We start from the raw sequence: 13,969 nt of genomic DNA on the forward strand, positions 1-13,969 counted from the left end.
CGGTGGGCTCAGGCGCCCGGACCGACCACCTCGAGCCCGAGCCAGCGGGCGAGGTCCTGGATCTCTGCGTCCACCGACGCACTGACCTCTTCGGTGAACGGCTCGTCCTCGTGCACGGCGTGCACGCGGAGCAAGCCCGCCTTGCGGTCTGCTCTGGCATCGAGCTTTCCGACGAAGCGCTCGCCGTGAAGGATCGGCAGGGCGAAGTAGCCCCACCGCCGCTTCGCCGCCGGCTTGTACATCTCCAGCAGGTACTCGTACCCGAAGAGCTCTTCGAGCCGGCGCCGATCGAACACGAGACGGTCGAACGGCGACAGCAGCGCGGTGCGCCCCGCGAAGACGTCGGCGGCGGCCAGGGCGTCGGCGTCGACGCGCCAGACGCCGTCGACCCCGTCGACCACGGCCTGCTCGCCGATCTCGCCGACGTCGATCGGCTCGAACGGCTGGGCGATGCCCTTCACCCGCGCGATACCGAGCGACGCGAGCCGACGCTCCGCACGCTCGCGGCCGGCGTCCCCGTCGGTCAGGTGCGGCAGATCTCGCGGGTACACGCGGTCGGCGACATCGAACAGGCGGCCACCGGCATCTCGCGACGACACGGCCACATCGCCGCACAGCACGAGCATCTCGAGGAGCTGCATCGAGTTGCGGTTGTTCGTCCAGCCGGACGAACGCCACGACACCTGGGCGGCATCGGGGATGTCGGCCGCCCGCAGCGGCCCCTCGGCCCGCAGCCGCGCGAGGACCTCACGCCGGAACACGTCGTTCGCCGCGAGCCACTCCCGCGCCTGCGCGGATTCGGGTCGACGCCGCATCTCGGGGATCAGCAGCGCGAGGTCGGTCATGGCGCGGTAGAACCCGCCCCATTCGAACACCGCACGGTCCTCTTCGAACAGGCGCGTCAGGTCGGCAGGCTGATACGGCCAGCCGAGCCGGCTCCACAGGATGAGGTCGGCACTGGGCGCGATCGCCGCTGTCGGCTCGATGTTCACCACCGTGAGCGCATCGATGGTCTCGACGATGCCGGCTGGCCGCTCAGCCGTCAGCAGCTGTCCGCTCAACGCGATGCGACGCGCCTGCGCGCGGCTCAGCCGATGGACCATGGCCCCGACGCTACCGCCGGCCTCCGACGTGCGTCACGGCGCCGCGACTCGCTTCGCTCGCTCCACCTCGACTCGACTCGCGCGCGCCGACGCGCGCCGCCGCTCGCATCGATCCGAGCGGTGTCAGAACTGGACGCGCGGGGGCTCCGAGATCGCGGCGCCGTCGATCACCTCGAAGAACTCGCGCTCGTGGAAGCCCAGGTTGCGCGCGAACAGGTTGTTCGGGAACACCTTGATCTTCGTGTTGAGCTCGCGGACGCCGCCGTTGTAGAACCGGCGGGAGGCCTGGATCTTGTCTTCCGTGTCGACGATCGACTGCTGAAGCTGCAGGAAGTTCTGGCTCGCCTGCAGCTGCGGATAGGCCTCGGCCACGGCGAACAGCGACTTCAGCGCTTGCTGGAGGTGTCCCTCGGCGACGCCGGCCTCAGCCGGCCCTGACGCCGACAGCGTCTCGGCGCGTGCCCGCGTCACGTTCTCGAACACCGCCTTCTCGTGCGCGGCGTAGCCCTTCACGGCCTCGATGAGGTTCGGCAGCAGGTCCGCGCGGCGCTTGAGCTGCACCGTGATGTCGCTCCACGCCTCGTCCACCCGCACGTTCAGCTGGACGAGCGAGTTGTACGTCGCCCAGAGATAGATGCCGACGATGACGACGAGCGCCACCACGATGAGGACTGGGATCAGCCATTCCATTTGCCGATGCTCCGTTCGGTAGAGCCCTCATCCTACCGACGCAAAACCCCCTCGCATGTGGGGTATTCCCCGACTCTCAGCCGTTACCCACCGAGCACGCGATCGAGGTACGGGTTGCGGAACAGCCGCTGCGGGTCGAGACGGTCGCGCAGGGCGAGGAAGTCGTCGAACCGGGGGTAGCGCGACCGCAGGGCGTCGGCGCCGAGGCTGTGCATCTTGCCCCAGTGCGGCCGACCGTCGAACCCGAGCATGATCTCTTCGACCGCCTCGAAGTACTCCGTCGGGTCCTCGCGCCAGTAGCGGTGCACCGCTATGTACCCGGAGTCGCGTCCGTGAGCCGTCGACAGCCAGCGGTCGTCGGCCGCCGCGACCCGCGCCTCGACGGGGAACCCGATCCGCCAGCCGCGGTCATCGATGAGTGCGCGCATCGCCTCGAACGCGGGACGCAGGTTCTCGACCGGCACCGCGTACTCCATCTCGCGGAAGCGCACCGACCGGTTCGTCGCGAAGACGCGGGCCGAGGCATCCGTGAACTCCCGATTTCCCCAGATCTTCGCCGACAGCCGGTTGATCGGCGGCACCAGCGCCGGGATCGCCGCGCCGGCCGCGCACGCGACCTGATGGACACCCGTGCCGACGAGGGTGTCGTCGATCCACTTGCCCACGGCGGGGAGAGGGTGCCGTGGCGCGCTCTCGGGGAGCCGCGTGTTGGTCTTGGTCATCGCGCGGTCGGTGTGCGGGAACCAGTAGAACTCGAAGTGGTCAGCTGCTGCCGCGCGCTCGTCGAGGGCGCCGAGGACCTCCTGGAGGTCCTCGGACTGCTCGACCGCATGCAGCACGAACGCGGGCACGCATTGGATCGTGACCTCGACGAGGATGCCCAGGGCACCGAGGCCGAGCGCCACTGCCGGCACGAGCTCGGGGTTCTCGTCCTCGCTCACGGTGAGCAGTTCGCCGGAGGCGGTCACGAGGGTGGCGCCGACGACCTGACCCGCGATGCCGGTGAAGCGCTCGCCGGTGCCGTGGGTACCGGTCGAGATCGCCCCCGCGATCGACTGGCGGTCGATGTCGCCGAGGTTCTCCATGGCGAGGCCGAAGGGCGCGAGGAGCGACGGGATCTCGTGCAGACGCGTACCCGCCAGAAGCGTCACCCGGGCACGGTCGACGTCGACCGAGACGAGCCCGCTGAGATCGCGGAGCTCGAGGAGCGCGCCGGGGGCCACCGCGATGCCGGTGAAGCTGTGGCCGGCCCCGACCGCCTTGATCGGCATGTGCTGCGCCGCCGCCGCGACGACGGCGCGCTGCACCGCCGCAACGGTGCGGGGGAACTCCACGCGCTGCGGCCTCACGGACTCCGTGCGGCCCCAGTTGCGCCACACCCCTCCGGGACGGGTCACAGGAACGCCTTACCCTCGCCGCGGTAGGTCGCCACCTCCCCCACCCTGGTGTCGCCGACGACGAGATGGTAGCGATCCACGCGTTCCGCGAGCTCGCCGCTCTTGGAATGGCGGAACCAGACACGCTCGCCCACCCGCAGGTCGCGCGCCGCATCGCCGCGCAGCGGAGTCTGCACCTCGCCGGCGCCCTCACGCGGCGCCATGCGCAGGCCGCCAGGCCACACCGCCCGGGGCTGACGCGACTCGAGTGCCGGTCCGGAGGCGATCCATCCGCCCCCGAGCACGGTCGCGACGTCGGGGGCGGGCTTGCGCACCACCTCCAGCGCGAACGCCGCGGCCGGCGCGGGAGCGAATGCGCGGTAGCCGTCGAACAGGTGGCCGGCGAACAGGCCGCTGCCGGCGGTGACCTCGGTGACGGCCTGGTCGGATGCCGTGAGCTCGAGGGATCCGGTCCCGCCGCCGTTGACGAACTCGAGCGGGGCGATGTCGCGCAGCGACGCGACGATGGCACCGCGCCGATCCAGGAGTTCGGCGGCCGAGCGGCGCTGCATCCAGCGGACCACGGCGTCGCCGGATCCGGTGGCATCGCCCTGACCGGCGATCTGCGCCTCGTACATCATGAGACCCACGAGGCGGAAACCGGGGCGGGCGGCGATCGAGCGTGCGAGCGCGGCCACCTCGGCCGCCTCGTGCACGGGCGAGCGGAGCACGCCGATGTGCCCGAGGGCCGGCGCGCGCCAGGAGGCGTCGGCGTCGATCGCCACGCGGATCGCGGGCCGCGCGCCGGGCGCGGCGACGGCGTCGACGAGGTCGAGCTGCGCGGGGTCGTCGACCATCAGTGTGATCCGCGACGCCGCGGTCTCGTCGGCGGCCAGTGCGGCGATCGCGGCGCGGTCGGCCGTCGGGTAGCCGAGCACGATGTCGTCCATCGTCTCAGCCAGCCACAGCGCCTCGGGAAGGGTGAACGCGAGGATGCCCTGGTAGCCCGGCAGAGCCAGGACGGCGTCCAGCACCTCGCGCACGCGGACCGACTTGCTGGCGACGCGGATCGGCACACCGCCGGCCCGCACCACGAGGTCGAGAGCGTTGTACCGCAGCGCCTCGGCGTTGATGACGGCCACGGGACCGCTCACGCCCGCCACGGCATGGGTCATGGCGTCCCAATAGGACGCGGGGTGGTCCCACGGCTTCGTCGCCGTGGGCGTGGACAGAAGATCGAGACTCATACGGCTCGCTTCGGGTGCGTGCGCATCGCACCAGCCTAGAGCGCGGGGAACGGTTGCGATGGCCGGCTGTGGAAGGTCGCCTGCTCCCCCTCGCGCCGCGGCGATCCGCAGGTCAGTCCTTCGCCCTCGCTGCGCGCTCCTGCTCGACCTCGTCCTCGGCACCATAGACCGCGATCGGCGGGGCCCCCAAGAACAGCGCGGTGAATTTCCACCACCAGCCGCTCTTCGGCGAGCTCTGCGGGCCGTCGCCCTGCCCGTCCATGCTGTGCGCGTTCATGCCGGTGCCCTTTCGCCGGTTTTGCCCAGGTTAGCGCGCCTTCTCAGCGAACGCGAGGGTCTGGCGGAAGTACCCCCGGTGGGATTCGAACCCACACTTGGGCGAGTTTAAGTCGCCTGCCTCTGCCGTTGGGCTACGGGGGCGGGTCGCGTGCCGCCGGGAACGCGAATGCCGCAGGCTCATCTTCTCAGACGAGCCTGCGGCATGCGGCGTTCGACGTCAGTTCGCGGCGACCTTCTCGGCGTCGGCTGCGGCCTTCTCCGGAGCCTTGCGCGCCGGCGCCTTCTTGGCCGGCGCGGCTGCCGGAGCAGCCTTCTCGGCGGGCGCCTCGACCGGCTGCGCCGGCCGCGGGCGCGCGGCGAACTCTTCGAAGACGTAGCGCGGGTTCTGGACGGTCGACAGGTTCACCATGTCGCGGCCGAGCCAGAAGTTGTTCCACCAGCCCCACAGCACGCGCCACTTGCGCTCCCACGAAGGCATCGCCAGGCCGTGGTAACCGCGGTGGGCGAGCCACGCGATCCAGCCCTTGAGCGCGATGTTGCCGGACTGGAACACACCGACCCAGAGACCGAGGCCCGCAACGGCACCCAGGTTCTTGTGGATGTACTGACGGGGCACCTCGCCGCGGAGCACGGCGACGAGGTTCTTCGCGAGGAGCTTCGCCTGACGCACGGCGTGCTGGGCGTTGGGAACGCAGTAGCCGCCCACACCGCCACCCGTGAGATCGGGCACGGCCGAGACGTCGCCGGCGGCCCAGGCGCCCTCGACGACCTCGTCCTCGGTGCCGACACGGAGGTCGGCGCGGGTGCGGATGCGACCGCGCTCCTCGACGGGCAGGTCGCCGCCGCGCACCACGGTCGGGTTCGCCATGACGCCGGCGGTCCAGATGATGAGGTCGCTGGGGATGGTCTCGCCGGTCGACAGCTCGATGTTGCCGCCGACGGCGCCGGTCACCTGCGTGTCGAGGTGCACCGAGGCGCCGCGCTTCGCGAGGTTCTTGAGCACCCATTCGCTCGTCTTCAGCGACACCTCGGGCATGATGCGCCCCATGGCCTCGATGAGGTGGAAGTGCGTGTCGTCGAAGGTGAGCTGGGGGTAGCTCTTGACCAGCGAGGAGGCGAGCGAGCGGAGCTCGGCGAAGACCTCGATGCCGGCGAAGCCGCCGCCGACCACGACGACCGTCAGCAGACGGTCGCGCTCGGGACCGGCAGGCAGGGTCGACGCCTTGTCGAAGTTCGACATCAGCTTGTCGCGGATCGCGACGGCCTCTTCGATCGTCTTCAGGCCGATCGCGTTGTCGGCGATGCCGGGGATCGGGAAGGTGCGCGAGACGGCGCCCGCGGTGACGACGATCTGGTCGTACTCGAGCTCGTAGGGCTCCCCCGCGATCGGAGTGATCGTGGCGACCTTGTTCGCGTGATTGATGCCGGTCACCTTGGCGGCCACGACGTTCGTCTTCTTGAGATGACGGCGCAGCGCGACCACCGAGTGGCGGGCCTCGATCGACCCGGCGGCGACCTCGGGGAGGAACGGCTGGTACGTCATGTAGGGCAGCGGGTCGACGATCGTCACGTCCGCTTCACCCTTGCGCAGATGCTTCTCGAGCTTCCAGGCCGTGTAGAAGCCTGCGTATCCGCCACCGACGATGAGGATCTTGGGCACGGTGTTGGTCACGGTTTGGAGTACTCCTCCTGTGTCAGCGGCTCGGCGCGCGGGACGCCAATCGGATGCGTCGGACAGCAGCGGTGACGCCGAGCGCCACCAGTATAGCCGTCGCAGTGACCAGCAGGAGCGGGAGGGTCCCGTAGATGACGGTGTCCCGATCGGGAAGAAGCGGCGATGCGGCGCGCGTCGCGGGATCGGCGTCCGGCAGCGGCGGAACCTCCACGGGTGCACTCGGCTCCTCCGGCAGCGGCGCGACCGGCGCCCGGCGGTAGAGGCGCACCCAGTCCTCGAGACTGCCCATGGGGTTGGCGGTGATGCTCGGGATGCTCGCGGTGACGGCGGCTGCGGCATCCACCAGTCCATAGCCGTACAGGACGTCCGGCACATCCTTCGCTCCCGCCGCAGGGCGAGCCGTCTTGATGATGCGGTTGATCACGTTGTTCGCGTCGAGTTCGGGATGCGCCGCCCGCACGAGCGCCGCGATCCCGGCGACGATGGGGGCCGCGCCGCTGGTGCCGTCCCACGAGACGAGCGTCGAGTCGGCGGAGACCCCGACGAGCTCTTCGCTCGGCGCGGTGACCCCGATCGTGATGCCCTGCGTCGACGCCTCGACGCTGGCCTTGCCCGATCGGTCGACGCCGCCCACCGTCAGCACCCCCGGGATCGTCGCGGGCGCTCCGACGCGCGTGGTGCCGCTCCCCCGGTTTCCCGCGGCGACGACGATGACGACGTCTCGCTCGAAGGCATACAGGAAGGCGTCGTCCCAGCTCTCCGGCCAGTCCGGCACGTTCGTGGTCAGCGACATGTTGATGACGTCGGCGCCGTTGTCGACGGACCAGCGGATCGCGTCGGCGATCTGGTCGGAGAAGGGCCGCGGCGCGGAGGAGCCGAACGCGACCGACACCGACAGCAGCTGCGCCTCGGGCGCGACGCCGATCATGCCGGCGCCCGGGCCGGTGCCCCTGCCCGCGGCGAGGGAGGCGACCCAGCTGCCGTGGTCCTTGTCGACGGCGCCGACGGGCGTGCGCCCATCGGGCGACCCGGCGCCCGAGACATCCGTTCCCCCGGCGACCGCACCGCCGAACTCGACGGGTCCGCGGCCGATTCCGGTGTCGATCACCGCGATCTTCACGCCCGCGCCGCGCGTGGTCTCCCACGCCTTCTCGACGCCGTAATCGGTGAGCCAGTACTCGGCGCTGCGCACCGGGTCATCGGCAGGAGCCGCCTGCGCGGCCGCCGGGCCGGCCACGACGATGGTCGTCGCGACGGCGGCCGCGGCGACGGCCGCGAGCAGGCGCCGGATCATCCGCCCGATCCCGGTTGTGCGCAGACGCAGCGCTCGGGTGACCACGACGACATGGCCAGCGCGCGGTCGCCGATCGGGTTGACGCCCGGGCCGGCGGCGAGGGCATGGCCGGCGAGCGCGTGCAGGCACTTCACACGCGTCGGCATGCCGCCGGCGGAGATCCCGGCGATCTCATCGACCTCGCCGAACTCGGCGCGGTCCCGGAGGTAGGCCTCGTGCGCTTGCCGGTAGGCGGCGGCGACCTCCTCGTCGGCGAGCTCGTCCTGAAGTTCCCGCATGACGTGGTCGGCTTCGAGACCCGACATGGCGGCCGTCGCGGCGGGATGGGTCAGGTAGTAGAACGTCGGGAAGGGCGTGCCGTCGGGAAGGCGCGGCGACGTCGCCACCACCGTGGGGTTGCCACACACGCAACGCGCGGCGATGCCGACCACGCCGCGCGCGGGACGGCCGAGCTGTTCCCGGAGCACGGCGAGGTCGGCATCGCTGACAGCGGGGTACGGCGGGGTCGTCACAGAGGTGCTCCTTGGTCGGGCCCAGGCTACCGGCGCCACCTGGGACGGTCCTGGGCCACGCGGCGGGCGAACGCGCCGCCGGCATCCCGGCGGCCGGCGTCGCTCACGGCGTCGGGGTGGTCGAGGGTTCGGGGTCGGGAACGCCCACGGTCACGGGCGCCACGGTCTGCGCGAGCCCGGCCTCGGTGACCGACCGCACCAGCTTCGCCATCCAGTCCGCGTCGGCGGCCCGGAGCTCGTCGCTGACCGGCTCCTGCTCCTGCGGCGCGAGCTCGGGCGGCAGATCGTCGTCGACGAGGTACACGACCTCGCCGGGCTTCACGTAGTACAGCCGCTCGCGCGCCTGCGTGGTGATGTATGCAGGGTCCTGCCAGCGATCGCGCTGCGATTCGAGCTCGGCGACGTCGTCGCGGCTGACCTGCACCGCCGCCTCGAGCGCGGCGACCTGCTGGCGCTGGTCGACATAGGTGCCGATGGTGGGCACGAGTACGAAGGCCGCGAGCACGACCAGGCCCATCATGATGACCATGAAGCCCGAGAGACGGATGCCTCCGAGCCACGCCCGCACGTCGACCGGGCGCCGTGCGCTCACGGGGCGGCGACGGGGCGCACCGGCGCCGGCACCTGTCACCGGGGTACGAGAAGGGGGAGCCGTCGTCTTGGCCACGGCTCCCCCTTCCTGTCAGCAAGCCGCTACGCGGCGCTGGTCGTCACGACGTCTTCGGTGCATCAGCCCTTGAAACGGGGGAAGGCTCCGCGGCCCGCGAACACCGCGGCCTCGCCGAGCTCCTCTTCGATGCGCAGAAGCTGATTGTATTTCGCGACGCGCTCGCTGCGGGCGGGCGCGCCGGTCTTGATCTGGCCCGCGTTGACGGCCACCGCGAGGTCGGCGATGGTGGTGTCCTCGGTCTCGCCCGAACGGTGCGACAGCATCGAGCGGTAGCCGTTCTGGGTGGCGAGGGCGATCGCGTCGAGCGTCTCCGACAGCGTGCCGATCTGGTTCACCTTCACCAGCAGCGCGTTGGCGACGCCGAGATCGATGCCGCGCTGCAGGCGCTCCGGGTTCGTGACGAACAGGTCGTCGCCGACGAGCTGGACCTTCTTGCCGATCTTGTCGGTGAGGTCCTTCCACGCGTCCCAGTCGTCCTCGGCGAGGGCGTCCTCGATCGTGACGACGGGGTAGTTCGCGACGAGGTCGGCGTAGTAGTCGGTCAGCTGCTCGGCCGACCAGGCCTTGCCCTCGACGGTGTACACGCCGTCCTTGAAGAACTCGGTCGCCGCGACATCGAGGCCGACGCCGATGTCCTTGCCGGGTGTGAAGCCGGCCTTCTCGATCGCCTTGATCAGGAAGTCCAGACCCTCGCGGTTGCTCGGGAGGTCGGGGGCGAAGCCGCCCTCGTCGCCCAGACCGGTCGAGAAGCCCGCCGACTTCAGCTCGCCCTTGAGGACGTGGTAGACCTCGGTGCCCCACCGCAGCGACTCGGCGTACGTGTCGGCGCCGATCGGCGCCAGGAAGTACTCCTGGAAGTCGATGCCGTTGTCGGCGTGCTCGCCGCCGTTGATGACGTTGAACAGCGGCACGGGCAGGACATGCGCGTTCGGGCCGCCCAGGTAGCGGAACAGCGGCAGGTCGGCCGAGTCGGCGGCGGCCTTGGCGACCGCGAGCGAGATGCCGAGGATGGCGTTCGCGCCGGTGCGCGACTTGTTCTCGGTGCCGTCCGTGGCGATGAGGATCTCGTCGACGAGACGCTGCTCGCTCGCCTCGACACCCTCGATCGCGGGGCCGAGCTCGTCGATGACGGCCGCAACCGCCTTCAGCACGCCCTTGCCGCCGTAGCGGCTCTTGTCGCCGTCGCGCAGCTCGTACGCCTCGAACGCGCCGGTCGACGCGCCGGAGGGGACGGCCGCGCGCTGGACGATCCCGTCGTCGAGCAGCACCTCCACCTCGACGGTCGGGTTTCCGCGCGAGTCGAGGATCTCACGGGCGCCTACAGCCTCGATCTGTGCCACAGGGGGTCTCCTTGCTTGGTGGAGGGTGGTTCGTCGGAGCGTCGTCGGTCCGCCCACGAGTCTAGTGATGACGGATGCCGCGGCCGGAAGAATCCGTCATACGACGAGTGCGATCGCGATCCCGTCGTAGCCCTTGGCGTCGAGCGTCTGGATGGCGGTCGCGTCGAAGCGCGGGTCGCGGCCGAGCATCTCCAGCCCGCGCTGCACCCCGATGATCTGGGGATTCTCGGTCGCAGGGTTGGCGACCTCACCACCGCGGACGGTGTTGTCGACCATCACGACGGTGCCCGGCCGCCCGAGCCGGGCAGCCCAGTCGAGGTAGATCGTGTTGGACTCCTTGTCGGCGTCGATGAAGACGAGGTCGAAAGGCTCGCCTCCCTCGAGCGTCGGCAGCACGTCGGTTCCGCGGCCCAGCCGGATGTCGACCTTGTCGCCCACGCCGGCGCGTTCGACGTTCGCACGGGCGAGCTCCGCGTTGAGGGGCTCGGCCTCGATCGTCACGACCCTGCCGTCGGCGGGGATGCCGCGGGCGAGCCAGATCGTCGAGTAGGCGCCGAGGGTGCCGATCTCGAGCACACGACGGGCACCCGACATCCGCGCGAGCAGGTGGAGGAACTTGCCGTTGACCGGCGCGACCTCGATCGCCGGGAGGCCCGCGTCGTTCTGGTCGGCGACCGCCTGCTCGAGACCGGGGTCATGCCCGACCAGCAGCTCGGTGAGGTAGGCGTCTACGCGACGCCACGTGTCGGGGGTGGGATCGGCCATGCCCCTCAGCCAATCCGGCCGCCCGCCGGGCGTCAAGACCTGGCGGCCGCCCGCGCGAGGAGTGCGCCGAGGAGCGCCGCCCCGGTGCCGGCATCGTCGACGGTGACGACGAACCTCTTGCCGCTGCCACGGAGCACCTCGATGGCCTCCCCGCGCGCAGCACGACGCCGAGGCGGCGCCCGGTGCGGAGGCCGAGCCCCCAGCCGCCGAACTCCCCGATCGGGTTCTCCGGGAACCGTGTCCCGGCCCGATTGTGGAGATCGGCCAATCGAATGCGCCCCACGGGGTGCGATCGGCCATGCTGAGGCCCATGCGCGTGACCCCTCGACGCCTCGCCGTCGGCATGAGCCTGTGGATCCCCAACCTCTTCAGCGGCATCCGCGTGCGGAGAATCGCCCACGACTGGACGAGCGCCACCGTCGATCTGCACGTCAACGTCTTCACCCGCAACTACGTGAAGACGGCTTTCGGCGGCTCGATGTCGGCGATGACAGACCCGTACTACTTCATGCTGGTGATGCACCAGCTCGGACGGGACTACGTCGTGTGGGACACCCGCGGTGAGATCGAGTTCCTGAAGCCCGGCCGTGGAGTGCTCACGGCGCACTTCACGGTGCCGCGCGAGAAGGCCGAAGAGCTCCGCGAGCGCTCACGCGGCGGCGCGAAGGTGCTCGAGTGGTTCGAGACCGACATCACCGACGCCTCGGGAGACGTCGTCGCCCGGGTGCGTCGCGAGGTCTACGTGCGCGAGAAGAAGCGGGTGACCACGGCGTCGGCGGACGGCGCGCAGCGGCTCGACGCGGTTCAGAGGTCGGCGCGGTAGTCGGTCGCCGTGAAGCCCAGCACTGCGCGGAAGTCGTTCGCGAGGTGCGCCTGATCGGCGTAGCCGAGCTCCGCGGCGATATCGGCCAACCCTGCGTCGGGGCCCTCCCGCACGCGCTGTGCCGCCTCCTGCAGCCGGCGACGCCGGATCATCGCAGCCGGTGACAGACCGACCGTGCGGTGCGCGAGCCGCTGCAGGGTGCGCACCGACACACGCAGGCGTTCGGCGGCGTCGTCGAGCCGGACGATCGTCGGGTCGCTCATCAGCAGGTCAGCCATCGTGTTCGCGAGGCGCGCGTCGGACGTCGGCGGTCCGACGCGCTCGACGAGCCACCTCGAGACCGCTGCCGCCGCCGCAGCGAGGCCGGGCATGGCCGCTGACACCGCATGCTGCAGCTCCGGCTCGTCGAGGAGGATGTGCGCATCGTCCAGGTCGCTCGGCGCGTCGTGCAGACGGGCGAACGCCGCGGGCTTCAGCAGAGCGCCCACGGCCCAGCCGGTCCCGCGGAGCTCACGCTCCGAGGCCCGCGTCGTCGCACCCCACAGCGCGACTCCGTCCGGCTCGACCACGAGGTTCGCGGCCGGATAGCCCAGGACGGGTTGACGCGACACGATCGCCTCGGGAAGGTCCCACTGCGGGATCCAGAACCATTCGACGAGAGTGGATGCCTCGCCCTCCGGCGCGAGCCGCGTGAAGCTCGGCAATCGCTCCGGGTAGAGCACCCCGCGCGTCGGATCGGTCACTCCGTCACGGTAGTGCGAGGGTCGGACACCCGGGACCGCTGGTGTCGCGAATCTCCAAGACCGCAGCATCCGTCCGCCGCGAGCATGGCTTCATGAGCACTCAGCACACGACGGGCGCGACCGGCGCGCACACGACCGACGGCCGCCCCCACAGCGCGACCAGCCTCACCCCCTTCCTCGCGATCCGCGGGGCGAAGGAGGCGCTCCACTTCTACCGCGATGTGTTCGGCGCCCGCGTGACCGACGTCACCGAGTTCGACGGGCTCGTCGTGCACGCCGGGTTGGACTTCGGCCTCGGCATCCTCCAGATCGGCGAGCCTTCGCCCGCGTACGGGCTCGTCCCCGCGCCGGAGGGCGACGACGACTGCTACTCGATCGGCATCTACGTGCCCGACGCCGACGCGGTGACCGCTCGCGCGGTCGCCGCGGGCGCGACCGTGCGGGAAGAGCCGTCCACCTTCGTGTCGGGCGACCGCTACGCGAGCGTCCGCGACCCGTTCGGCGTGCGGTGGTCGATCATGACGCGGGTCGAAGACCTCTCGGAGGAGGAGAGCGCCGCGCGCGTCGCGGAGTGGGCCGCCTCGGTCAGCGCGGGCTGACCGCGTCCTTCCGCGCGGAGGCGAGTTCGGCGAGGAGGGCGGGCAGCAGCGCCTCGGCGGTGCGGCGATAGCCGAGCGCGCTCGGGTGGAAGCGGTCGAGGCTGAACATCTCGTCGGGCTGGGTCACGAAGAACGGCCCGACGGCGCGGCCGAGCGACACGGCACGCGCACCGGTCCGGGCTGCGGCGACGGCCTGGGCGTCGGCCAGCTGACGTGACAGCCGCGAGCCGAGCGCGCGCAGTGGCTGCGGCACCGGGCGCAGCGCGCCGAGGTCGGGGCAGGTGCCGACGACGACCACGGCGCCCCGCGCGCGGAGGCGCACGATCGCCTCCTCGAGGTGGGCGACCGAGGTCGGCACCGGCACCCGATGCGTGATGTCGTTGCCTCCCACGACGATGACGGCGGCGTCGGGGCGGTAGTCGGCCGGAAGGGCGTCGACCTGAGCGGCGAGCACCGACGACTCCGAGCCCACGATCGCCGCGGTGCGCAGCCGCACCGGCCGGCGCTCGGCCCGGGCGAGGCCCTTCGCCAGGCGGGCGCCGAGCGTGTCCTTGCGTCGTTCCGCGCCGAGCCCGGCCGCGATCGAGTCGCCGAGCACGACGAACTCGAGCGGCGGGCCGTCGAACCGCCGGGCCCACACGCGGTCCGCGTCGAGCGCCTCCTCGCCGAGCGGCTTGCCGATGCGGCGCCGCGCGACCGCCGCCTGCCGCTTCAGCACGGCACGTCCGCCGAGCAGGACGAGCCCCGCACCCAGCACGACCCCCGCGGCACCGACGACGACGGACCGTGGCACCACGTCACGCGAACGAGCCATGCCCCCATGCGACACCAGCAGGGTGAACGGACGCTGACG

General features: G+C 71.2%; 15 protein-coding genes and 1 tRNA gene. 2 read left to right on the plus strand and 14 right to left on the minus strand.

What is annotated here, in order from left to right:
* Positions 1–8: 8 nt before the first annotated feature.
* The 12 genes from AC3A46_RS00280 to AC3A46_RS00335 form a co-directional block, all read right to left on the minus strand.
* Positions 9–1,103: a DNA glycosylase AlkZ-like family protein gene (locus AC3A46_RS00280; RefSeq protein WP_487663259.1), complete on the minus strand. Its 1,095-nt coding sequence runs from the start codon at positions 1,101–1,103 to the stop codon at positions 9–11.
* Positions 1,104–1,226: 123 nt separating this feature from the next.
* Positions 1,227–1,793: a LemA family protein gene (locus tag AC3A46_RS00285; protein WP_056368027.1), complete on the minus strand. Its 567-nt coding sequence runs from the start codon at positions 1,791–1,793 to the stop codon at positions 1,227–1,229.
* Between the two features lie 83 nt (positions 1,794–1,876).
* Positions 1,877–3,190 (minus strand): D-arabinono-1,4-lactone oxidase, encoded by a 1,314-nt coding sequence (locus AC3A46_RS00290; protein ID WP_487663260.1) that lies wholly within the window; start codon positions 3,188–3,190, stop codon positions 1,877–1,879.
* Positions 3,187–4,416, minus strand: coding sequence for an alanine racemase (locus tag AC3A46_RS00295; protein WP_487663261.1), 1,230 nt, complete (start codon positions 4,414–4,416; stop codon positions 3,187–3,189). Before AC3A46_RS00295 ends, AC3A46_RS00290 begins: the two co-directional genes overlap by 4 nt.
* A gap of 112 nt (positions 4,417–4,528) precedes the next feature.
* Positions 4,529–4,693 carry a hypothetical protein gene (locus AC3A46_RS00300; RefSeq protein WP_487663262.1) on the minus strand — a complete coding sequence of 55 codons (165 nt, stop codon included), beginning with the start codon at positions 4,691–4,693 and terminating at the stop codon, positions 4,529–4,531.
* A gap of 70 nt (positions 4,694–4,763) precedes the next feature.
* Positions 4,764–4,836 (minus strand) — tRNA-Leu (locus AC3A46_RS00305).
* Between the two features lie 76 nt (positions 4,837–4,912).
* Positions 4,913–6,355 carry an NAD(P)/FAD-dependent oxidoreductase gene (locus AC3A46_RS00310; protein ID WP_487663491.1) on the minus strand — a complete coding sequence of 481 codons (1,443 nt, stop codon included), beginning with the start codon at positions 6,353–6,355 and terminating at the stop codon, positions 4,913–4,915.
* A gap of 34 nt (positions 6,356–6,389) precedes the next feature.
* A complete protein-coding gene (locus AC3A46_RS00315) occupies positions 6,390–7,664 on the minus strand; it encodes a S8 family serine peptidase (RefSeq protein WP_487663263.1) in 1,275 nt (424 codons plus the stop codon).
* The gene (locus tag AC3A46_RS00320) at positions 7,661–8,176 is read right to left on the minus strand and encodes a DUF501 domain-containing protein (RefSeq protein ID WP_487663264.1); all 516 of its coding nucleotides are present in this window, start codon (positions 8,174–8,176) and stop codon (positions 7,661–7,663) included. The genes AC3A46_RS00315 and AC3A46_RS00320 overlap by 4 nt, the downstream gene beginning before the upstream one ends.
* Positions 8,177–8,279: 103 nt before the next feature.
* Positions 8,280–8,843 carry an FtsB family cell division protein gene (locus AC3A46_RS00325; protein ID WP_487663265.1) on the minus strand — a complete coding sequence of 188 codons (564 nt, stop codon included), beginning with the start codon at positions 8,841–8,843 and terminating at the stop codon, positions 8,280–8,282.
* A 62-nt stretch (positions 8,844–8,905) separates the two neighbouring features.
* Positions 8,906–10,186, minus strand: coding sequence for a phosphopyruvate hydratase (gene eno, locus AC3A46_RS00330; RefSeq protein WP_487663266.1), 1,281 nt, complete (start codon positions 10,184–10,186; stop codon positions 8,906–8,908).
* Positions 10,187–10,282: 96 nt separating this feature from the next.
* Positions 10,283–10,951 (minus strand): O-methyltransferase, encoded by a 669-nt coding sequence (locus tag AC3A46_RS00335; RefSeq protein WP_487663267.1) that lies wholly within the window; start codon positions 10,949–10,951, stop codon positions 10,283–10,285.
* A 310-nt stretch (positions 10,952–11,261) separates the two neighbouring features.
* Between AC3A46_RS00335 and AC3A46_RS00340 the strand changes: the two genes are divergently transcribed.
* Positions 11,262–11,774: a DUF4442 domain-containing protein gene (locus tag AC3A46_RS00340; RefSeq protein ID WP_487663268.1), complete on the plus strand. Its 513-nt coding sequence runs from the start codon at positions 11,262–11,264 to the stop codon at positions 11,772–11,774.
* On the opposite strand, the gene AC3A46_RS00345 is transcribed toward AC3A46_RS00340, so the two are convergent.
* Positions 11,756–12,517, minus strand: coding sequence for an AraC family transcriptional regulator (locus AC3A46_RS00345; protein ID WP_487663269.1), 762 nt, complete (start codon positions 12,515–12,517; stop codon positions 11,756–11,758). The two genes, AC3A46_RS00340 and AC3A46_RS00345, sit on opposite strands and share 19 nt — an antisense overlap.
* 92 nt (positions 12,518–12,609) lie before the next feature.
* On the opposite strand from AC3A46_RS00345, the gene AC3A46_RS00350 reads away from it, so the two are divergent.
* Complete coding sequence (locus tag AC3A46_RS00350) at positions 12,610–13,116, plus strand: VOC family protein (protein WP_487663270.1); 507 nt, start codon at positions 12,610–12,612, stop codon at positions 13,114–13,116.
* On the opposite strand, the gene AC3A46_RS00355 is transcribed toward AC3A46_RS00350, so the two are convergent.
* The gene (locus tag AC3A46_RS00355; RefSeq protein WP_487663271.1) at positions 13,103–13,930 is read right to left on the minus strand and encodes an SGNH/GDSL hydrolase family protein; all 828 of its coding nucleotides are present in this window, start codon (positions 13,928–13,930) and stop codon (positions 13,103–13,105) included. The genes AC3A46_RS00350 and AC3A46_RS00355 overlap by 14 nt on opposite strands.
* Between the last annotated feature and the right edge of the window lie 39 nt (positions 13,931–13,969).

It is taken from the genome of Microbacterium sp. Soil_C_42, assembly GCF_057656735.1.

Bases quoted from the DNA above. Each gene is read 5' to 3' on its own strand.
- AC3A46_RS00355 (WP_487663271.1), bottom strand. From the start codon at position 13,930: ATGGCTCGTTCGCGTGACGTGGTGCCACGGTCCGTCGTCGTCGGTGCC.
- AC3A46_RS00300 (WP_487663262.1), bottom strand. From the start codon at position 4,693: ATGAACGCGCACAGCATGGACGGGCAGGGCGACGGCCCGCAGAGCTCG.
- AC3A46_RS00295 (WP_487663261.1), bottom strand. From the start codon at position 4,416: ATGAGTCTCGATCTTCTGTCCACGCCCACGGCGACGAAGCCGTGGGAC.
- AC3A46_RS00285 (WP_056368027.1), bottom strand. From the start codon at position 1,793: ATGGAATGGCTGATCCCAGTCCTCATCGTGGTGGCGCTCGTCGTCATC.
- AC3A46_RS00350 (WP_487663270.1), top strand. From the start codon at position 12,610: ATGAGCACTCAGCACACGACGGGCGCGACCGGCGCGCACACGACCGAC.
- AC3A46_RS00315 (WP_487663263.1), bottom strand. From the start codon at position 7,664: ATGATCCGGCGCCTGCTCGCGGCCGTCGCCGCGGCCGCCGTCGCGACG.
- AC3A46_RS00335 (WP_487663267.1), bottom strand. From the start codon at position 10,951: ATGGCCGATCCCACCCCCGACACGTGGCGTCGCGTAGACGCCTACCTC.
- AC3A46_RS00280 (WP_487663259.1), bottom strand. From the start codon at position 1,103: ATGGTCCATCGGCTGAGCCGCGCGCAGGCGCGTCGCATCGCGTTGAGC.
- AC3A46_RS00340 (WP_487663268.1), top strand. From the start codon at position 11,262: ATGCGCGTGACCCCTCGACGCCTCGCCGTCGGCATGAGCCTGTGGATC.